Origin of the sequence: Planococcus sp. ISL-109, from assembly GCF_018613655.1 — a bacterium.
GTDB lineage: Bacteria > Bacillota > Bacilli > Bacillales_A > Planococcaceae > Planococcus.
In genome coordinates this window covers 538,728-557,667 of record NZ_JAGGPW010000004.1, presented here as the reverse complement: position 1 = coordinate 557,667, position 18,940 = coordinate 538,728, and the positions used below count along the sequence as shown (strand labels likewise).

At 48.4% G+C, this 18,940-nt stretch carries 19 protein-coding genes and 1 pseudogene; 3 read left to right on the top strand and 17 right to left on the bottom strand.

Annotated elements, in window-relative coordinates; genetic code table 11:
• Position 1 precedes the first annotated feature (1 nt).
• Positions 2–2,323, top strand: a pseudogene (locus tag J7E21_RS04585) (PBP1A family penicillin-binding protein); the annotation flags it as partial.
• A gap of 238 nt (positions 2,324–2,561) precedes the next feature.
• The gene (locus tag J7E21_RS16635; protein ID WP_483313476.1) at positions 2,562–2,750 is read left to right on the top strand and encodes a DUF3084 domain-containing protein; all 189 of its coding nucleotides are present in this window, start codon (positions 2,562–2,564) and stop codon (positions 2,748–2,750) included.
• A gap of 116 nt (positions 2,751–2,866) precedes the next feature.
• Here the strand turns inward: J7E21_RS16635 and J7E21_RS04580 are convergent, their stop codons facing one another.
• From J7E21_RS04580 to J7E21_RS04505, 16 genes are all read right to left on the bottom strand, one after another.
• Positions 2,867–3,208 (bottom strand): YpoC family protein, encoded by a 342-nt coding sequence (locus tag J7E21_RS04580; protein ID WP_215105167.1) that lies wholly within the window; start codon positions 3,206–3,208, stop codon positions 2,867–2,869.
• Positions 3,183–3,863, bottom strand: a complete 681-nt coding sequence (gene nth, locus J7E21_RS04575) for an endonuclease III (protein WP_215105165.1) — start codon at positions 3,861–3,863, stop codon at positions 3,183–3,185. The genes J7E21_RS04580 and nth overlap by 26 nt, the downstream gene beginning before the upstream one ends.
• Positions 3,864–3,874: 11 nt before the next feature.
• Positions 3,875–4,576, bottom strand: a complete 702-nt coding sequence (locus J7E21_RS04570; RefSeq protein WP_215105163.1) for a DnaD domain-containing protein — start codon at positions 4,574–4,576, stop codon at positions 3,875–3,877.
• Positions 4,577–4,718: 142 nt separating this feature from the next.
• Positions 4,719–6,014 (bottom strand): asparagine--tRNA ligase, encoded by a 1,296-nt coding sequence (gene asnS, locus J7E21_RS04565; RefSeq protein ID WP_215105161.1) that lies wholly within the window; start codon positions 6,012–6,014, stop codon positions 4,719–4,721.
• Positions 6,015–6,043: 29 nt separating this feature from the next.
• Positions 6,044–7,243, bottom strand: coding sequence for a pyridoxal phosphate-dependent aminotransferase (locus J7E21_RS04560; RefSeq protein ID WP_285228733.1), 1,200 nt, complete (start codon positions 7,241–7,243; stop codon positions 6,044–6,046).
• Positions 7,244–7,248: 5 nt separating this feature from the next.
• Complete coding sequence (locus J7E21_RS04555; protein WP_215105159.1) at positions 7,249–7,722, bottom strand: cell wall elongation regulator TseB-like domain-containing protein; 474 nt, start codon at positions 7,720–7,722, stop codon at positions 7,249–7,251.
• 8 nt (positions 7,723–7,730) lie between these two features.
• Positions 7,731–7,901: a YpmA family protein gene (locus J7E21_RS04550; RefSeq protein WP_215105157.1), complete on the bottom strand. Its 171-nt coding sequence runs from the start codon at positions 7,899–7,901 to the stop codon at positions 7,731–7,733.
• A gap of 169 nt (positions 7,902–8,070) precedes the next feature.
• Positions 8,071–10,830, bottom strand: a complete 2,760-nt coding sequence (gene dinG / locus J7E21_RS04545; RefSeq protein WP_215105155.1) for an ATP-dependent DNA helicase DinG — start codon at positions 10,828–10,830, stop codon at positions 8,071–8,073.
• 144 nt (positions 10,831–10,974) lie between these two features.
• Complete coding sequence (gene panD / locus J7E21_RS04540) at positions 10,975–11,358, bottom strand: aspartate 1-decarboxylase (protein ID WP_215105152.1); 384 nt, start codon at positions 11,356–11,358, stop codon at positions 10,975–10,977.
• Positions 11,359–11,361: 3 nt separating this feature from the next.
• Positions 11,362–12,198, bottom strand: coding sequence for a pantoate--beta-alanine ligase (gene panC, locus J7E21_RS04535; RefSeq protein ID WP_215105150.1), 837 nt, complete (start codon positions 12,196–12,198; stop codon positions 11,362–11,364).
• Positions 12,199–12,420: 222 nt separating this feature from the next.
• Positions 12,421–13,401: a biotin--[acetyl-CoA-carboxylase] ligase gene (locus J7E21_RS04530; protein WP_215105148.1), complete on the bottom strand. Its 981-nt coding sequence runs from the start codon at positions 13,399–13,401 to the stop codon at positions 12,421–12,423.
• Entirely contained in the window at positions 13,379–14,512 is a 1,134-nt protein-coding gene (locus J7E21_RS04525; protein WP_215105147.1) for a CCA tRNA nucleotidyltransferase, read from the bottom strand. Before J7E21_RS04525 ends, J7E21_RS04530 begins: the two co-directional genes overlap by 23 nt.
• Positions 14,512–15,642: an N-acetyl-alpha-D-glucosaminyl L-malate synthase BshA gene (gene bshA, locus J7E21_RS04520; RefSeq protein ID WP_215106109.1), complete on the bottom strand. Its 1,131-nt coding sequence runs from the start codon at positions 15,640–15,642 to the stop codon at positions 14,512–14,514. The genes J7E21_RS04525 and bshA overlap by 1 nt, the downstream gene beginning before the upstream one ends.
• 21 nt (positions 15,643–15,663) lie before the next feature.
• On the bottom strand, positions 15,664–16,068 hold the full coding sequence (gene mgsA, locus J7E21_RS04515; protein ID WP_215105145.1) for a methylglyoxal synthase: 405 nt from the start codon (positions 16,066–16,068) through the stop codon (positions 15,664–15,666).
• A 13-nt stretch (positions 16,069–16,081) separates the two neighbouring features.
• Complete coding sequence (gene dapB, locus J7E21_RS04510) at positions 16,082–16,882, bottom strand: 4-hydroxy-tetrahydrodipicolinate reductase (protein WP_215105143.1); 801 nt, start codon at positions 16,880–16,882, stop codon at positions 16,082–16,084.
• On the bottom strand, positions 16,879–17,223 hold the full coding sequence (locus J7E21_RS04505; protein ID WP_215105141.1) for a nucleotide pyrophosphohydrolase: 345 nt from the start codon (positions 17,221–17,223) through the stop codon (positions 16,879–16,881). Before J7E21_RS04505 ends, dapB begins: the two co-directional genes overlap by 4 nt.
• Positions 17,224–17,319: 96 nt before the next feature.
• On the opposite strand from J7E21_RS04505, the gene J7E21_RS04500 reads away from it, so the two are divergent.
• Positions 17,320–18,183: a YitT family protein gene (locus tag J7E21_RS04500; protein ID WP_215105139.1), complete on the top strand. Its 864-nt coding sequence runs from the start codon at positions 17,320–17,322 to the stop codon at positions 18,181–18,183.
• 70 nt (positions 18,184–18,253) lie between these two features.
• Here the strand turns inward: J7E21_RS04500 and J7E21_RS04495 are convergent, their stop codons facing one another.
• Positions 18,254–18,937 (bottom strand): zinc metallopeptidase, encoded by a 684-nt coding sequence (locus J7E21_RS04495; RefSeq protein WP_215106107.1) that lies wholly within the window; start codon positions 18,935–18,937, stop codon positions 18,254–18,256.
• Between the last annotated feature and the right edge of the window lie 3 nt (positions 18,938–18,940).

Below are 18,940 nucleotides of genomic sequence, written 5' to 3'. Positions count from 1 at the left end.
TGTGAGTGAAAAGAAAATATCGCGTGAAGAACGCAGAAAATCAATTGAACGGAAACGGAAAAATTCGAACAAAAAAAAGAAATCCGGAACTAAAACTTGGATCAAGCGAGGAATACTGGGCATCGTCGCATTGATTGCTGCCGGACTGCTATTCGGAATCGTCCTGTTTGCGGTTTATGCGAGCGGCGCACCGGAACTCGACGAAGAACTGTTGCGGGATCCGATCAGCCCGGTGTTTCTAGCGAATGACGAGGAAACCGAAATTCCCTTCTTCACCGCACAAAACCGGGAATATGTGAATTATGAAGACATCCCCTCTGTCTTGGAAGACGCCATTTTAGCAACAGAAGACAATCGCTTTTATGACCACTCCGGAATTGACGTCATCCGCCTCGGCGGTGCCGTCATCGCCAACATTACAGGCGGTTTCGGTTCCCAAGGGGCCAGCACCATCACCCAGCAAGTAATCAAAAACTCATTCTTGTCGAACGAAAAAACCTTGAAACGAAAAGCGCAAGAAGCTTATTTGGCTTACAAGCTGGAAAGAGAATACGACAAAGAAGAAATCTTCGAAATGTATTTCAATAAGATTTTAATGTCTGGAAACACGTACGGCTTTGGAACGGCTGCTGAAGAATTTTTCGGCAAGCCCGCTGGAGAATTGGAACTGCACGAAGCAGCGCTGCTAGCAGGTATGCCCCAAAGCCCGAACCGCTTTAATCCATTCAAAAACCCGGAAGCGGCAGAAGAACGCCGTGATATTGTCTTAAATTTGATGGAGCAGCACGGAAAAATCGATGCTGCGCAAAAAGAAGAAGCATGGAACACTCCGGTTGAATCTACTTTGCTGCCGGAAGACCAACGCAGACCAGCTGAGCAAAACACCGAGTACATTGCATTTATGGAAATGGTCGTCGATGAACTCGAAACACTTGATGGCGATTACTCATTGGATGAAGGCTTAACGATTTACACAACACTTGAACCTTATGTACAAGAACGTGTCAATGAAACGATGGCATCTGATTTATTTTTCGACGAGGAAGTCGAATCTGCAATGACAGTTGTAGACACTAAAACAGGCGCAATCAGTGCAGTCGGTGCCGCCCGCAAATACGAAGGCGATGTGCGCAGAAACTTTGCAACCTCCACTGACCGGGTAATCGGTTCGACGATCAAACCACTCGTCAGTTACGGGCCAGCAATCGAACATTTGGGTTGGTCTACGGGCCAAACGCTGGTCGATGAAGAATACTCCTATAGCAGCGGCCAGGAAATCCGCAATGTCGATGGCCAGTTCCTAGGACCGATGACATTACGTGAAGCCTTATACCGCTCACGCAACATTCCAGCGGTTAAAGCACTTGGTGAAGTCGGATCGGATAATGCCGCTGACTTTACACAGAAACTCGGTTTGGATTTCGGCGGCATTTATGAATCCGCTGCACTTGGCACACCTGAAAAACAAATCTCCACGGTCGACATGGCTGGCGCTTTCGCAGCTTTCGGCAACAACGGTGTCTTTACTGAACCGCACACCATCAAAAAAATTGTGTTCCGTGACGGTACGACCGAAGCGGTCGTCTCCCCTGAACCGGTAAACGCTATGAAAGACAGTACAGCGTATATGGTCACAGATATGTTGCGCGATGCCGTCGATCTTAGCGTTGATGGCGCGACAGGCAAAGAAGCAGCCATTAATGGACTTGATATGGCCGGTAAAACCGGTACGTCCAACTATGCTGAAGATGACCTGAGAAAATACGGCTTGGATGCCAGTTCTGCACGGGATGTTTGGTTCGCCGGTTACACGACCGACTACTCGATTTCTGTTTGGAGCGGTTATCCATCAGTTAGTACACCGATCGATACAGCTTCAAATGAACGATTGCTCGCACAGCGCCTATTCAAGCAGGTGATGAGCCAAATTTCATCACCGGAAACGGCAAGCTTCCAACAGCCGGATTCGGTCACTGAAGAAGTAATTGAAGTCGGCACAGAGCCTTTGCGCTTAGCAAGCCCGTTCACCCCTTGGAGCATGCGCAGTGAAGAATTGTTTGCCCGGGGGTCAGAGCCCAGTACAGTATCAGAGCGATTTGTGGCAGACCCTGACAGACCTTCTGGATTGAGAGCGGACGTCAGCGGCAATACAGCAAACCTAAGCTGGAGCTATGGCGACGCCGACGGCATTTCATTTGAAGTGTCGGTCAATGGCGAAGTCTTGACGACGACCAGTGATACCAATTATTCTTATAATGGCCTTGAACAAGGCGTCCCTTATACGTTCCGTGTCGTCGCCATCCAAAATGGCAGACGCAGTGAACCTGCTTCTACGACCATTGAAATTGCCCCTCCAGAGGAAGAAGAACCCGAGGAAGAACCGGTCGAAGAGGAACCTGTAGAAGAAGAACCGGTTGAAGAGGAACCGGTTGAAGAAGAGCCTGTAGAAGAAGAACCGGCTGAAGAACCAACCGAAGAAGAACCGACTGAAGAAGAGCCGGTTGAAACACCGGATGAGCCCGTAGATACACCAGAACAGCCAGAAGAGCCGGATTCCGAAGATGACGCAGCCGCTGACGAAGAAGAAAGTTCAAGCAGTAGCTCTTCATCCAGCAACAACGGTAACGGTGGTAACGGTAATAACGGCAACGGTAATAGCAACGGCGACAATGATGACGCTGAAGATAATAGCGGTAACGAGTCCAACCGTGAAGAAGAAGATGCTGCAGAATAATACGCTATGGCCATAACAAAGAACCCGCTCACCTAAAAGGTGAGCGGGTTCTTTTCGACTAAAAAACCGAACGGAAAGCGTTCTCCGTTCGGTTTCATGCTAGTGATGAGAAACGACATTGATATGCAATTTTCACTCTTGATGCTCGACTGGATACCCGATCTTTTGGCGGGCGATTTTCTTCTTCAGCTCACGGAATAATTGCTCAAGCTGGCGGTATGCTGCGTGATCGCTTTTTGAATTTTGGACAAAAGACAGCCTCTCTTGCTCATTCAACGGCGACGGTGAGGATTCGCCGAAAAGAATAACAAGTGTGTGCTTTAATTCCACGTATAATTCGCAGCCTTTTGATATTAACTGGCGGCAAGTTGTCGGCTCTCGTTCAAAGCAATTCTGAATATCTTGGGACAGCTCCTGCCACGATTCGTAAAACGGCGAAACCATTTCGTCAATTGATTTCTGTGACAAGTTCATGCTTTACAAGCCCTTTTTTATCCCGCTTTTTTCCTTCACGGCAGCGATCGAACAACGGACAGACGTGACATCCTGGATTTTGCGCTTTGCAATGATAGCGTCCGAAGAAAATGATTTGATGATGCGTTTTCGACCAATTTTCTGCCGGTGTTTTTTTCATGATCGTTTCTTCCACTTGCAAGGGCGAATCTTTCCAGCGGCATAAACCGAGCCGTTTCGAGACCCGCTCCACATGTGTATCGACCGCCAAAGCCGGTTTGTTGAAAGCGACGGAAACGACGACGTTGGCGGTCTTTCTGCCAACCCCTGGGAACGTCATCAGGGTATCCCGATCTTCCGGTACTTGGCCATTAAACTGCTCAATCATCATCCGGCTAAGTGCCTGGATATTTTTCGCTTTATTACGGAACAAACCGATCGAGCGGATGTCTTGCTCTAATTCTTCTAATGGCACGGAAATGTAATCTTCAGGTGTATGGTATTTCTGGAAAAGATCAGCTGTTACTTTGTTGACCAATTTATCGGTGCATTGTGCAGATAATAACACCGCAATAACCAGATCAAACGGATTCCGGTGAACGAGTTCACAATGGGCATCCGGAAACATATGATCCATTTCTTCCAAACAAGCCAACCATTCTTTTTTCGTCATCATCGTGTCACCTGCTAATTCCGCTCTTCCAGCCAGTTATAGAATTGCACTTTTTTGGCGGTGCTTTCCTGTGGCTGAATGCGGATGTTTTTTTCGCGGAACGAACTCGCGTGCCGGGATACTTGGCTGGACGTCCGGATGTTCTTTTTCTTCCACTCGAACAAAATCCGGTCCACGTAGCGCAAGCTGATTTTTTGTGAAATGACAGCTTCTTTCAATGCCATGCGGATCACGTCCGGCGTATGGCCATCCTGGTCCATCCACATGGAGATCGTCTCAATTTCCATCGGCGACAAAAAGCGCCCGAATTCCTGTTCAAATAGCTGGAATATCTCGCCTTCCTGCTCTTTTTGTGTATGCTCTTTTTCAGTTTGCGCTTTCAGCTCTAAACATTCCACCAACTTTTCCCATAAGGGCTGCAAAGAAATCGTTTCCGTCAGCATGCCCTCCACCGTTTCCTGGCGGATCGACAGGTAGCCTTGCTGCATCAACTTCTGCATCATCGTTGTCACGCCGTCGTGTGTGGCGGACATGCGCGACGCGATTTCTTCAGGCGTCGGAAAAACGTTCCCTGCCTGCTGGAAAGATTGGATTTGCAAAAGCAAAGCCGCTTCTTCATCGCTGATCTTCAAGCGCCGGTAAAACTGAAAAAAAAGCTGGGAAATGGTAACATTCCCCTGCTCAATCCACTGCTGCAATCGATCAGATTGTTTCATATCCCAACCACCTTTCTGTATGCAAATTTCTAGTTGTCTAAAACTATCAAGATAATTCGGAAAGCTGCGGAGACTCCCGCGGGAAAGCGCAGCAGTTTTGCTTTATATCTTCAAGTGAGGATTTTTTCAATTAACTAGTTCCTTATGGATAAAGACGGTTCAACAAACGTGGGAATGGAATCGATTCGCGCACATGTTCAGCGCCGCTGATCCAAGCCACTGTCCGCTCGAGTCCAAGGCCGAAACCGGAATGCGGCACTGCTCCGTATTTGCTCAGGTCCAGATACCATTCGTAAGCAGCTTCATCTAAATTATGCTCTTTTATACGCTGCTTCATCAATTCGTAATCGTGGATCCGTTCAGATCCACCGATGATTTCGCCGTATCCTTCCGGTGCGATCATGTCTGCACACAATACGACGTCATCACGCTCTGGATGCGGCTGCATATAGAACGGCTTGATCCCGATCGGATAATGAGTGATGAAGATCGGCATGTCGTAGCTCTCGGCTAATGCCGTTTCGTGCGGAGCACCGAAATCTTCGCCCCATTTGATGTCTTTAAAGCCATTGTCGTTCAGCCATTTGATCGCATCGTCATAAGTGACGCGCGGGAACGGCGCTTTGATTTTTTCAAGTTTGGTCGTGTCGCGCTCAAGACGCTCAAGTTCAATCTGGCAATTTTTCAATACCGATTGCACAATGTGCGCTACAAACTGCTCTTGGACTTCCAAGCTCTCAGCGTGTTCTACGAACGCCATTTCCGGCTCGATCATCCAAAACTCGATCAAGTGGCGGCGTGTTTTCGATTTCTCGGCACGGAATGTCGGGCCGAATGAGAACACTTTCCCAAGTGCCATCGCAGCCGCTTCCATGTACAGTTGGCCAGATTGCGATAAATAAGCATCTTCGTCAAAGTATTTGGTCGCAAATAGCTCCGACGTGCCCTCCGGAGAAGAGCCCGTCAAAATCGGCGGGTCCACTTTGACGAATCCGTTGTCGTTGAAGAATTCGTAAGTCGCACGAATGATTTCATTGCGGATCTTCATGATGGCATGCTGTTTTCTTGAACGCAGCCATAGGTGGCGGTTGTCCATCAAAAACTCAGTGCCGTGTTCTTTCGGCGTGATTGGGAAATCTTTCGCTTCGTGAATCACTTCAATATCTGAGATTGCGAGTTCATAACCGAACGCCGAACGCTCGTCTTCTTTTACTTCGCCTATCACATATAGAGAGGTCTCTTGCGTCAAGGCTTTCGCTTTTGCGAAAATCTCTTCGCCCGCTTCTGCTTTTACAACGATGCCTTGCACGAATCCAGAGCCATCGCGCAATTGAAGAAAGGCGATTTTGCCGCTGGAGCGTTTATTGGCGACCCAAGCGCCGAGTTTGATTGTTTGTCCATTATACTTTGCCATCTCGGCAATAGTGATTTTTTTCATCTGTAAAATAGCCTCCAAATATATAGTGCTTATTCTTGCCAATGTTTTTGAACAAATTCACTGATCCGTTCGACCGCTTGTTCCAGTACTTCAAGTGATGTCGCATAAGACAAACGGATTGTCGAGTGCGCACCGAACCCGGATCCTGGAATCACTGCAACGTTCGCTTCTTCCAACAAAGCTTTCGCGAAATCATCGACTGAAGAAAAACCGGTTTTTGCTACTGCTTCTGAGACATCCGGCAGCAAATAAAATGCGCCTTGCGGATGCAGTACGGTGAATCCTGGTATCGCTGCAAGTTTCGGAAAAATGGCTTCCAGACGGCTTTCGAATGCCTGGCGCATTTCCTCTACTGCATCTTGAGGGCCATTATAAGCTTCGATCGCCGCGTACTGCGACGTGGTCGCCGGGTTCGACGTCGAATGGCTCGCAAGGTCGGTCATCGCTTTGATCAATTCTTTATCGCCAGCAGCATAGCCGATCCGCCAGCCGGTCATCGAATGGGATTTTGAAACGCCGTTAATGAGGACTGTGCGTTTCTTGGCATCATCAGACAATTCAGCAACCGACGTATGGGTCACCTTGCCGTAGATCAATTTCTCATAAATTTCATCGGAAACGATCAAAATATCCGCCTCGCGGCAAACTTCCGCGAGTGCCTGCAGTTCTTCTTTCGAGTAGATCATGCCGGTCGGATTACTCGGCGAGTTGATGATCACCGCTTTTGTCCGGTCCGTAATCGCTTCCTGCAATTGCTGCGGCGTGATTTTATACGATTGGTTGGCAGTCGCTTCAATATATACCGGTACGCCTCCAGCCAATTTCACTTGTTCAGGATAGCTGACCCAATAAGGAATTGGAATGATGACTTCGTCGCCTTCATTCAACAATACTTGGAACAGTGTATAAAGTACATGTTTTGCCCCTATGCCGACCATGATTTCCTTTTGGTCATAGGAAAGCCCCTGGTCTCGCTCGAGTTTATCTTGTATCGCCTTTTTCAACTCTGGCAAACCACCAGCTGGCGTATATTTCGTCTTGCCTTCTTGCATGGAGCGGTTTGCTGCGTCCAGAATGTTTTGCGGTGTATTATAATCCGGCTCGCCTGCGCCAAGGCCGATCACATCGACGCCTTGTGCTTTTAATTCATTGGCTTTTGCCGTAATCGCCAATGTTGTCGATGGCGTTAATGTCTTTACACGATTTGCTAATGTCAACAAATTTCTCAACCCTTTCACAAATTCAGTATGCGTTTCCACCACGTGCCGTCTTCCGCCAACAGATACACATAGTTCAGGCGGTCCGATTCATTCAGGAAGGCAATTTCCCATACCGCTCCCGCACTTTCCATGCCGAGCTTCGTATGAAGGATTTTCTTCACTTCCATATCGGCTTGGACAATCTCGCGTGCTTGTTGCGCGGTTACTTGATCTTCCAGCATCAGCGTCTCCATTTCCCCGTCTTCAGAGACGAAAACCGCCTTTAATCTACCTTCTTCATCCGTCCCGAGAACCGTCACCGATTGCACAGCACTAGTATAGACATAAGCCCGGTCCACTTCCGAGAGGACCCCATCTGCCTCTACTTGTTCGATCGCTGCCTGCTCTGTTTCGGAAAACGGCTTATTGCCCAAAAATAAAATGATGAGGACGATTACAACGGCGAGCAAAGCAAGGAAGCCAACGATAAACTTCATCCATTCTTTCATATAATCACCTAGGTTTTATAAACTGTAAAAACCGCTTTTGTCTGGTCGTCTTTATCAAGCGCCAAACCAAACATCAAATCACGGTCCTTCAATGTCCGGTTTAATGCATCGACCACTTTGTACAGATCGGATTGGTAGTCGACTTGCACAGTCGTTAATACTTCGATTTTGGACTCCATTGTTCGGCACTTCCTTTCGATTGAGGGCGAAACTTTGTCCGCTTTATCCTGCTTTAACGGTCCGTAAGACTCTCACTTCTTTAAGCGGGAGATCAACGGGCCGTAAAAGTCCGATTGGATCAACTTACAATCAGTGGGGAAAAGAATCCCCATTGATCGAAGTTTCTCTTTATCCTTGCTTATTATACCAATGTTCAATATCCGTTACCATCTTTTCCAAAGACACTTTCGCTATCGGCACATCCGGCAGAGCCTGCAGAAATTCCTGTCCGTAGGATTTCGTTTCGATGCGGCGGTCGAGTACGATAAACAAACCTTTATCATTTTTCGAGCGAATCAGACGGCCGAATCCTTGACGCAGACGCAGCACCGCTTCCGGCAGTGCATAATGCAGAAACGGATTGATGCCTTCTTTCGAAATAATGCGTGACTTCGCTTTGAATACCGGCTCTTCGGGTGACGTGAATGGCAGCCTAACGACGACGACCGCGCGCAACGCATCTCCCGGCACGTCGACGCCTTCCCAGAAACTATTCGTTCCGAACAACACCGATTTTTGGAAGCGCTGGAATGATTTCAGCAGCTTCATCCGGCTTCCTGATGACATGCCTTGTGCAAATAGCATATAATCGTCCAATAACTGAGAATCCTGAATCAAATCGACAGTTTTTCGGAGCATGTCCTGTGACGTAAACAGCACAAAACAGCGGCCTTCCGTCACCAGCACCGTCTGCGAAACAGCATCCGCCACCGATTCGATGTATTCATGCTGGGCGACTTGCTGAATGTCCGGCATATCTTCTACGATATACACTTTTGCCCCGCTGTAGAACTGGTCGGCCGGCTCAAATTTCTCGATGGGCACATGAAGCGGAATGCCCAACTGGTTGACGATAAAGCGTTCGTTCGACGGAACGCTCATCGTTCCCGAAAGCCAAATAATCGCTTTTTCTCCGCGTGCCTGCCCCACCACTTTATCGACGAGCGAAGCCACTTCATACGGCCGCTTGTACAGCGACAAACTAGTCGGCATGCTGCGCAGGTCGCCTTCGACCCAAGAAACTTCGTCTTCTTTCGGAAAAACGAAGATTTCACTGAATTCCACAGCTTTAAGCAATAATTCTTCTGTCCAATAGCGGAAGTCCGCAATGATAAGCCGGTCGGCCATCGTCAATTCCGTAAAACGCTCGGCTTTTTGCAAAATCGTCTGAGCCATATCGATCCAGCTGTTCAAAAAGCGCAGCAACTCCAAAAATTGCTCCCGCTCGAAATTCAGCTCATCCAACAATGCGGCGCATTTTTTCTGGCGGCTATTGTGGAATTTCTCTTGAAAAGCTTGCGCCAAGTCGAGTGAGATGACATCGAACAAACTGGTATATTTCAAAAACAGCGACTCCATTTGAAGCAACTCCGGCACCCTTGCAAACCGCTGCGCTTCCGCAACACGGTAAAATGAAGCAAATAGCTGGTTTTCATCAAAACTCCCAATCTGCCCGAAGACGTAGCGCCACTGTGTGTAGACAAAAGTCTTCTCCTTATGGGCGACTGCTGCTTGCACAACTTGGTGCGCTTCATCCCATATGTAAGCATCGACATTTTTCAGCACTGAGCGCTTTTGCGTGTGGGGGTTCAACAAAAAGGCATGATTTGTCACGATGACATGGGCGTGTTCTGCCTCAGTCAACGCGTATTCATAAAAATCAACTTTTTTTTCTTCGCGGGACAATTTGCGCAAATGCGACCGCCTGACTTTATCAATCAGCAATTGGCCGCCACTCGATGCGTTCAATTCATTCAAATCACCTGTACGGGTCGCAGTAAGCCATACGAGAATTTGCATGATGGTAAAGGTTTCATCGTAGGATTCATCGTCTCCGTGAAGCAAATCGAAAAAGCGGCTCAAGTCGATGTAATGTGTCAGTCCTTTAATAAGTGAAACGCGAACTCCTGTTCCTAAAAACTGTTCAGCCAGTTTGACTTCTTTTGATACGAGCTGATCTTGCAGATGTGTCGTGTACGTACTGACCACGACCTGTTTGCCGGATTCAAGCGCATAAGAGGCGGCCGGCAGCAGGTACCCGAGTGTTTTTCCCATTCCGGTCGATGCTTCAATCACAAGTTCTTTGCGCTCACGGATCGCTTGATCGATCGATCGCATCATCGCCACTTGGCTCGGCCGATTTTCGTAATTCGGCATGATTTTTTCCAGCCCGCTGCGCCAATCAGTAAGCGGTTCTGACGATTCTAATCCTTCACGACTGGTTTTCGGGACGATCGGAATGCCGCGGAAGTGCTTGAAGCGGTCCGCTTGGCTATTGCGCTTTTGCTGGGTGATTTCAAACAGCAAACGCGACAAATCCGATTTTAACTGGAAAGAACGTTTATGCAGCAGCACCAGCGTGTCGTACGGAAGTTCCACCAGCGCCTGTTTGGCTTTTAAAAACAATTCCGCCGTCGCAAAGGCATCATCATCTGCACGGTGTGCGCTCTCGAGCGCAATTCCTTGTTCTGCCACGATGTCCTGCAATTTATAGCTGAAGGCGGTCGGATAGACGAGGCGCGCGAGTTCCACCGTATCCATCGCAAGCCCGTGCCACATCGGCAGTCCTGCCCGCTTCAATTCCGCCTGAAGAAACGGCAAGTCGAAATGGATGTTGTGGGCGACAAAAATTGTGCCTTCTAAGCGGCTATATACTTCTTCCGCATGCGATTCGAACGGTTCAGCATCTACAACATCCTGCTCGGTAATATTGGTCAAGTCTTGTATGAACGCAGGGATTTTGCGCTGCGGATTGATAAATTTCGTATATGTATCAGTAATTTCGCCATGTTCGATTGTAACCATTGCCAGTTGGATAATCCGATCACCTTTTGCAGGGGAATGGCCCGTTGTTTCGATATCAACAACGATATATTTTTGGGAATTCATATTAACCCCTCTTTCTCAGGTGGTTCTCTCACGAAAAATTGTAACATATTCCCCGCCTGTTCGCCGGCTCCAACACTATGAAAAAAATAAACACCGCAATTAGGAAATCGTGCATTCCTGTTGCGGTGTTTTAGAGCTGTATTGTTACATGATTGTTGCTTCTGGCTCATAATGGATGATTTCTTTGATTGAATTGTCTGTATTCATGATCGCCACTGTCGGCTTATGGTCGCGTGCATCTTTATCCATGACATATCCGTAAGACAAGATGATGACGATGTCGCCACGTTGGACGAGGCGTGCCGCTGCACCGTTGACACAAATAACGCCGCTACCGCGCTCTCCGGCGATGATATATGTTTCAAAGCGGGCGCCGTTATTATTGTTGACGATGTGGACTTTCTCGTTCGGCAGCATGCCGACTGCATCCAGAAGATTCTGGTCGATCGTGATGCTACCGACATAATTCAAATCGGCTTCTGTCACAGTGGCACGGTGGATTTTGGAATTGAGCATCATTCTAAGCATAGGTCAGTTCTCCTTTAAAGTGAAAATGATATTGTCGATAAGACGGGCGCGCTCGAACTGTACAGCGAGCGCCAAGATTACTTGTCCGTTCGGGTCCGGCGTCAAATCGGGATAAGAAAGCAGTTCAATATAATCGATAACGCCTGACGTTTCGGCCTGAAGGAACTGCTCCATTTCAGGAACGGGGTTGCGGCCTTGTTGGGCAGCTGTTTTCCCTTGCTGCAAAGCTTCATAAAGCATCGACGCTTCCTTGCGCTCCGGCTCACTTAAATACACATTGCGCGAGCTTTTCGCCAAGCCGTCTTGTTCACGGACCGTGGCGACTCGGTGTATTTCCATCGGAAAGTTGAAATCGCGCACGAGCGATTCGATGATAGCCAACTGCTGGGCGTCCTTCTGGCCGAAATAGGCGATGTCGGGTTCAGCGAGGTGGAATAACTTCGTCACCACTTTCAAAACGCCATCGAAATGGCCGGGCCTGCTCGCACCACATAGAACGGTTGCAAGCGATCCAGCGCTTATCGAAAGCTGTGATTTGCGCGGATACATCTCCTCAGCAGACGGTGCAAAGATCACATCGACTCCTGCTTTTTCCGCTAGCATGCTGTCTCGCTCGAAATCGCGCGGGTAACGATCAAAATCTTCATTTGGCCCGAACTGTGCCGGATTGACGAAAATGCTCATGACGACTTGATCGTTTTCCGCTTTCGCCTGTTCGACGAGCGACAAATGTCCTTCGTGCAAGAAACCCATCGTCGGCACCAACCCGATTGATCGGCCACTATTTTTCACTTCCCTGACCCACGCTTTAAAATCCTGTAAACTTTTTACCACTTGCATGTTTTCCTCTCCTTTTTAGGAGAAAACCATATAAAAAGCCTTCTGTCGAAAGACAGAAGGACAGAAAATTCCAATTCGGTTTCCTCCGTCCCTGTCATGCGCTGATCAAGGCAGATTTGTATACAATTGTATTTGCTGTCTTGCGTTGCTGCGGTGCAGTTCACAGTGGATACTGCCCGTTATTTTCACTATAGCAGAATTTCCTGAACTTGCCTATATCCATTACTTCAGTTCGATATCAGCCGAATAAATGCCATGGAGCTTGCCGTCTGCCGTTCGGAGCTGCAAGACGCCGTCTTCTGTAATCCCTTCGGCAATGCCTTCCAAAGTTTCCCTGGACATCCGCGCTCGCACCGCTTTGCCGATCGTTGCCGAATGCCCTTCCCATAAATGTTTTAACGGGGAAAATCCATGCTCGATATACATGTCAGTATACAGTTCTAAGCATCGCAAAATTTCCTGCGCCAATTCACGGCGGTTCACCACAGTGCCCGATTCCAAGCTTAACGAAGTGGCGATGTCTTGGACTGATGGGTCGAAATCATCCAGCTGCTGATTGACGTTGACACCGATACCGATGATCAGCGCCTGAATGCCGTCCGCATCCGACTGTAGTTCGGTTAAGATGCCTGTTGCTTTTTTCGCACCGAATAAAATATCATTCGGCCATTTGATCATCGGCTCAAGCCCTGTGACTTGTTGTATAGCCCGGACGACCGCGACGGCCGCAACTAGCGTAAACTGAGGGGCTTTATGTGGCGGAACATTCGGCCGCAGTATGATACTCATCCAGATGCCTTTGCCATGTGCGGAATCCCATTTTCTCATCAAGCGCCCTCTGCCTTCGGTCTGCAGCTCTGCGATGACGACCGTTCCGTCCACTGCTCCTTCTTGGGCTAATTTGTGGGCGACGATTTGCGTCGACGCACATTGCTCCAAATGAGTAATGTGGCCCCCGATTTTTTTTGTATTGAGCCCCGTCTGGACAGAAAAGGCTTCCAGGTTATCCGGGCTTTTCTTGACGCGATAGCCTTTTTTGCGGACCGAATCGATTTCATAGCCCATCTCTTCTAGCTCTTTCATATGCTTCCATATGGCTGTCCGGGAAATGCCGAACTCCTCTGCCAGTTGCTGGCCCGATACAGGCTCCTCGCCAGCTTCTAGCAAACGTTTCGCCAATTTATGTGTGACGGTGATATTCATCAATAAACCAATCCTTTATCCGTTCTTTGTCATTGGCTAAACGGCGATTTACGACCGCTTGCTCAATTTGCAAGATCCATTCTTTCAACCAGGAACCGGCTTTTCGCCCTGTCCATTCCATCAGATCGCGGCCATTGACCGCCAATTCCGATTTCGAGCGGACTGGCAAGGCAGCTTTTCGCTCATTAATGGCATCATCCTGATGGACAACAGTTTGTGCAATCGCCAACTGGCGCTCCGTATACTGATAATAAACCCAATCATCCCAAACTACCAGGCGGCTTGCTTCAAGTGCCCGCTGCAAATCCTTCTTGTCGTGATTAGAGAAGCGGTATGCCCCTATGACCTCAAACTGTTTGTCGTTGTGGTGCAGAAGATAAAACCAACCGGATAAGGCATCATTAGACGATGGGAACATCGACCAATCAAGCGCAAACAAATCGCCTGCCGGGAGAGACTCATTGAGCCCGGTTTCGAGCAAATAGCCCATGCTTAGCTTCGGTGCAGGGGATACCATCACTTTATCCAGTTCGGCTTTGATCCGTTCAATTGCCACTGAGCGGATTCTCTCTGCATGTTGTATGATGGCCAGTAAAGTATCAGGGTCAATGCGAAACTCCAGTTGCCCCGAAAAGCGGATTGCCCGGAGCATGCGCAACGCATCTTCATAAAAGCGTTCTTTTGGATTTCCGACCGCCCGAATAAGCCCGGCTGCCAAATCTTCCCTTCCTTCAAACGGATCGATAAGGTCCAATTGCTCCGTCATCGCCATCGCATTGATGGTGAAGTCGCGGCGCCGCAAATCTTCCTGTAAGGAATTTACAAACTCCACTTTATCTGGACGGCGGTTATCCGAATATCCGCTTTCGGTCCGGAAAGTGGTCACTTCGGTTCCCGCGCCGCCAATAAGGACTAGTACAGTGCCGTGCTCGATGCCAGTATCCACCGTCCGCTCAAATAAAGCTTTCACTTGCTGCGGTGTTGCAGAAGTAGCAACATCGATGTCATGTGGCGTCACGCCACGCAAATAGTCCCTTACTGCACCGCCGACCATATACGCTTCAAACCCCGCCAGCTTTAAGCAGGCGATGATGGTTTTTGCATTTTCCATCAGCTATCCGCCTTTTTTAAAAGACGCGCATAGAGCGCTTCGTATTCGGCTAGGATTTTCTTGGAACTGAAACTCTGTGTCGCAGTTTTTAAGGCAGCGTCGCTCATCCGTTGATAAAGCTCTGCGTCGCCCAAGATCTTTATGGCAGCATCCGCTGCAGCGTCGCTATCGCCCAGTTCGACCAAATAACCATTTTTACCCGGTTCGATAATTTCCGGAATGCCGCCTATGCGCGTTCCAATCGCTGGAACGCCGCAAGCCATCGCTTCTAGCAGCACTAAGCCGAACGCTTCTTTTTCCGACATCAGCAATTTCACATCACTCATGCTGTACAATTCCGACAAGTTGTCGCGTTTTCCGAGAAACAGCACATCATTTTCCAAATGCAGTTCTTTGACGAGTTGATGGATCCAGCTTATTTCCGGTCCATCACCGACGAGCAGCAATTTGGCATTGAGCGCTTCCCGCACTTTTGCAAAAGTATAAATAACGTCTTCGACCCGTTTCACTTTGCGAAAATTCGACACATGAATCAAAACTTTCTCGTGCGCTTCGATGCTAAGTTCCTGTTTTAACCCAGCTGAATCGCGTACATGATATTCCCGTTCATCCACGAAATTATGGACCGTTTCAATTTTTTGGTCAGGAGCGATCATTTCGTATGTTTGCTGTTTCAACGAATCTGAAACTGCCGTCACGATATCCGATTTTTCAATGCCGTAGCGGATGGCGTCTTTCAGCGAGCTGTCCGTCCCGAGAACGGTAATATCAGTCCCATGCAAAGTCGTCACGATGCCGATGTCGGAGCCGGCCATATCGCGGCCCAAAATCGCACAGACTGCATGCGGGATGGCGTAATGGACATGCAGTAAATCAAGCTTTTCGTTTTTGATCACTTCCGCAATTTTGGTAGCAAGCGCAATATCGTAAGGGGCATATTGAAATACTGAGTAGCTGTTGACGTCCACTTGGTGGCTGAATATATTGGCGTACATCCGGTTCAGACGAAAAGGCGTACTGGATGTGATGAAGTGGATTTCGTGGCCTTTTTCTGCCAGCATCTTTCCAAGTTCCGTCGCCACTACGCCAGACCCGCCGACCGTCGGATAACACGTAATTCCGATTTTCATTTTTCGCACAGTTTTCTCCTCCTATTTCCGGCGCTCGCTTAGGAGCCGCCAATCGACCAAGCCTTTTTCCAGACCTTTCAGGAGGACCTCAGCTGTTCCCATATTGGTCGCAAGCGGAATTTGATAGACATCGCATAAACGGATCAATGCCGTGACATCCGGTTCATGTGGCTGCGCCGTCAGCGGGTCACGGAAAAAGATGATCATATCCATATCGTTTTGTGCGACCATCGCACCGATCTGCTGGTCACCGCCATGCGGCCCGGATTGGAAGCGGTGTACGGAAAGCCCCGTCTCATCGATTACCCGTTGGCCTGTCGTTCCCGTCGCATATAAAGTGTGTTTGGAAAGAATCGGCTTATAGGCCGTCGCAAACTGTATCAAATCATCTTTTTTTCGGTCGTGGGCAATCAATGCGATGTTCATCCAATCGTCTCCTCTAGGCGATGATGTGCTCAAGGCCATAAATTAATTGTTGCTTTTCCATTACTTCCCTTATAGACAAACTAACTCCGGACATGAACGAGCCGCGATTGAACGAATCATGGCGGATCGTCAACAGCTGACCTTCCCCCCCCATGAGCACTTGCTGATGGGCGACAAGGCCCGGAAGCCGCACACTATGTATTCGCATGCCTTCGTAATCTGCACCGCGTGCGCCTTCCAATGTTTCTTTTTCATGCGCATGGCCCTGTGGATGAGCAATTCTCTCTCTACTCATCAGATGGGCTGTTTTCATCGCTGTTCCAGACGGCGCGTCGAGTTTTTGATCATGGTGCATTTCGATGATCTCGACATCCGGCAAATATTTGGCCGCCTGTTCGGCAAACTTCATCATCAATACGGCACCCACCGCGAAATTCGGGGCGATGATGCAGCCGAGTCGCGAAGCTGTTGCAAGTTCCGTCAACTCTCGCAACTCATCTGTCGAAAATCCGGTTGTTCCGACAACCGGGCGAATCCCCAGCTGCAACGCTTGTTTTGTGTGGGCATAGACGTGCTCAGGTGTGGTCAAATCGACGAGCACATCCGGTAAACAGTTCTTGTGAAGCTCAGCCAAGTCGGTGAAGACCGGAACTTGGAAACTTTCCGGAAACAACCCAGTATCGGCTAAGGTTTTGCCTATTTCTTTGTAATCAAGTGCTGCCACCAATTCCATGTCGACATTTTCCATTACGGTATGTACTGCTTCTTTGCCCATTTTGCCACGTGCTCCGGCTATCGCTACTTTTATCGTCATGATTGCTCTTCCTTTCTTGTCCAACGGTCTTTGTCCCGAGTTTGAAACTTATCCATCACACGGTCATGTGCTTCCTGCAAATCGATATCGAGTGAGTTGGCCATGCTGATCAAGACAAACAGCACATCGCCCATTTCCTCTTCGATATTCTTCTCGGCTTCTGTCGCTTTTTTCTTTTTCGGACCGTAGACATGATTGACTTCCCGTGCCAGTTCGCCGAGTTCCTCAGTCATCCGCGCCAGCATTTCCATAGGCGCAAAATAACCTTCTTTGAACTGGCCGATATATTCGTCCACATCACGCTGCAATTGCCGCATGCTTTTTTCATCGCCCACTGTCATCACACTCCTCTTTCAATCGTAAAGAAAAGGAAGGTTATTGTCAAAATCGGCATTATGACAGATAATACAGAAGTTGACGAAAGGGTGATTTTAAATATGAAAGAACTACAGTTGAAAAATATCTTGTTCATCGTTCTAGGCTCAGCTATTTATAGTTTTGGTTTCGTGCATTTTAATATTCAAAATGAGCTCGGGGAAGGCGGTTTTGCCGGAATTACATTAATACTGTACTTCCTGTTGAATTGGGACCCGGCATTGATGAACTTATTGCTGAACATTCCGTTGTTTTTTGTCGGCTGGAAATTGCTCGGGCGCAAAGTGTTGCTCAATACCATTATTGGAACGGTTGCGGTTTCCGTGTTTTTGAAAATCTTCCTTATATACGAAATACAGATTCCTCTACGCGACGATTTGTTCCTCGCTGCTTTATTTGCCGGGGTGTTCATCGGTGTCGGGCTTGGCATCATCTTCCGTTTTGGCGGGACGACCGGTGGAGTCGATATCATTGCACGGCTCGTCCAAAAATACATCGGCTGGAGCATGGGCAAGACGATGTTCCTCTTCGATGCACTGGTCATCATGCTGTCTTGGCTGACATTCCTCGACTACCGCTCCATGATGTATACGCTGGTAGCTGTATTCGTCGGGGCGCGAGTCATTGATTTCGTGCAGGAAGGCGCGTATTCGGGGCGCGGCGCTTTAATCATTTCCAACTCACAAGAAGAAATCGCCAGCCGCATCGCAATCGAAATGGACCGCGGCATTACTATATTAAGAGGTTATGGCCATTTCACCAAAGAAGAGCGGGAAGTGTTGTATTGCGTCGTTGCACGCAATGAACTGGTCCGGCTGAAGAATATTGTCAATTCGGTAGACCCGCACGCCTTTGTCTCCTTGATTGAAGTGCATGACGTCATGGGCGAAGGATTCACACTCGATGAACAAAAGCAGCCGATTTAGCAATTGAACTGCAATGGAAGCATCAAAAAACGGGCGGGAAAAGCGATCGCTTTTCCCGCCCGTTTTATTTTTATGAACGATTCATACTAGTGTAGATCAATAGCAAGCGCGCAAGTTCGATGACTGCGACAGCAGTTGCTGCTACATAAGTCATCGCCGCAGCGTTCAATACTTTTTTCGCATGGCGTTCTTCTTCATTGCGGATGATGTTATGCGATAACAATTCATTCATCGCCCGGTTAGAAGCGTTGAACTCGACCGGCAATGTGACCAATTGGAACAATACCCCGATTGCCAGGAGTACGATCCCGATCAACAAAGCCCCGCTCATTTGCGCGAACAAACCAATCATGATGAATACCCAAGACATATTCGATGAAATATTGACGACTGGTACTAAACGGTGGCGGAAACGCAAGAACGAATAATCCGTCGCATCTTGAATGGCATGGCCGACTTCATGGGCAGCTACCGCTGTACCAGCGACAGAAGGCTCATGATAGTTATGGCTGCTTAACGCAACCGTTTTTGTCATCGGGTTGTAATGATCGCTCAACATGCCCCGGCTTTCAACGACTTTGATGTTATGAAGGCCATTCTGGTCAAGAATGATACGCGCCACTTCAGCACCGGTATGCCCGGATGTTGACCGGACTTTAGAATATTTCTTATACGTACTTTTTAATTTCATTTGAGCCCAGATAGGCACAATCAACAAGACGATAAAATAAATCAAATAGCCGCCCAATCCCATTAT

What these genes read in the sequence shown, in the direction of transcription:
- asnS (WP_215105161.1), bottom strand. Translation starts at nt 6,014, where the DNA reads ATGAAAAAAATCACTATTGCCGAGATGGCAAAGTATAATGGACAAACA.
- J7E21_RS04570 (WP_215105163.1), bottom strand. Translation starts at nt 4,576, where the DNA reads ATGAAACAATCTGATCGATTGCAGCAGTGGATTGAGCAGGGGAATGTT.
- panC (WP_215105150.1), bottom strand. Translation starts at nt 12,198, where the DNA reads ATGCAAGTGGTAAAAAGTTTACAGGATTTTAAAGCGTGGGTCAGGGAA.
- J7E21_RS16635 (WP_483313476.1), top strand. Translation starts at nt 2,562, where the DNA reads ATGACGCAGCCGCTGACGAAGAAGAAAGTTCAAGCAGTAGCTCTTCAT.
- bshA (WP_215106109.1), bottom strand. Translation starts at nt 15,642, where the DNA reads ATGAAAATCGGAATTACGTGTTATCCGACGGTCGGCGGGTCTGGCGTA.
- J7E21_RS04530 (WP_215105148.1), bottom strand. Translation starts at nt 13,401, where the DNA reads ATGAATATCACCGTCACACATAAATTGGCGAAACGTTTGCTAGAAGCT.
- J7E21_RS04550 (WP_215105157.1), bottom strand. Translation starts at nt 7,901, where the DNA reads ATGGAGTCCAAAATCGAAGTATTAACGACTGTGCAAGTCGACTACCAA.
- J7E21_RS04555 (WP_215105159.1), bottom strand. Translation starts at nt 7,722, where the DNA reads ATGAAAGAATGGATGAAGTTTATCGTTGGCTTCCTTGCTTTGCTCGCC.
- panD (WP_215105152.1), bottom strand. Translation starts at nt 11,358, where the DNA reads ATGCTTAGAATGATGCTCAATTCCAAAATCCACCGTGCCACTGTGACA.
- J7E21_RS04505 (WP_215105141.1), bottom strand. Translation starts at nt 17,223, where the DNA reads ATGACAGTGGGCGATGAAAAAAGCATGCGGCAATTGCAGCGTGATGTG.
- J7E21_RS04525 (WP_215105147.1), bottom strand. Translation starts at nt 14,512, where the DNA reads ATGGAAAATGCAAAAACCATCATCGCCTGCTTAAAGCTGGCGGGGTTT.
- J7E21_RS04580 (WP_215105167.1), bottom strand. Translation starts at nt 3,208, where the DNA reads ATGAACTTGTCACAGAAATCAATTGACGAAATGGTTTCGCCGTTTTAC.
- dapB (WP_215105143.1), bottom strand. Translation starts at nt 16,882, where the DNA reads ATGACGATAAAAGTAGCGATAGCCGGAGCACGTGGCAAAATGGGCAAA.
- mgsA (WP_215105145.1), bottom strand. Translation starts at nt 16,068, where the DNA reads ATGAACATCGCATTGATTGCCCACGACCGAAAAAAAGATGATTTGATA.
- nth (WP_215105165.1), bottom strand. Translation starts at nt 3,863, where the DNA reads ATGATGACGAAAAAAGAATGGTTGGCTTGTTTGGAAGAAATGGATCAT.
- J7E21_RS04495 (WP_215106107.1), bottom strand. Translation starts at nt 18,937, where the DNA reads ATGGGATTGGGCGGCTATTTGATTTATTTTATCGTCTTGTTGATTGTG.
- dinG (WP_215105155.1), bottom strand. Translation starts at nt 10,830, where the DNA reads ATGAATTCCCAAAAATATATCGTTGTTGATATCGAAACAACGGGCCAT.
- J7E21_RS04500 (WP_215105139.1), top strand. Translation starts at nt 17,320, where the DNA reads ATGAAAGAACTACAGTTGAAAAATATCTTGTTCATCGTTCTAGGCTCA.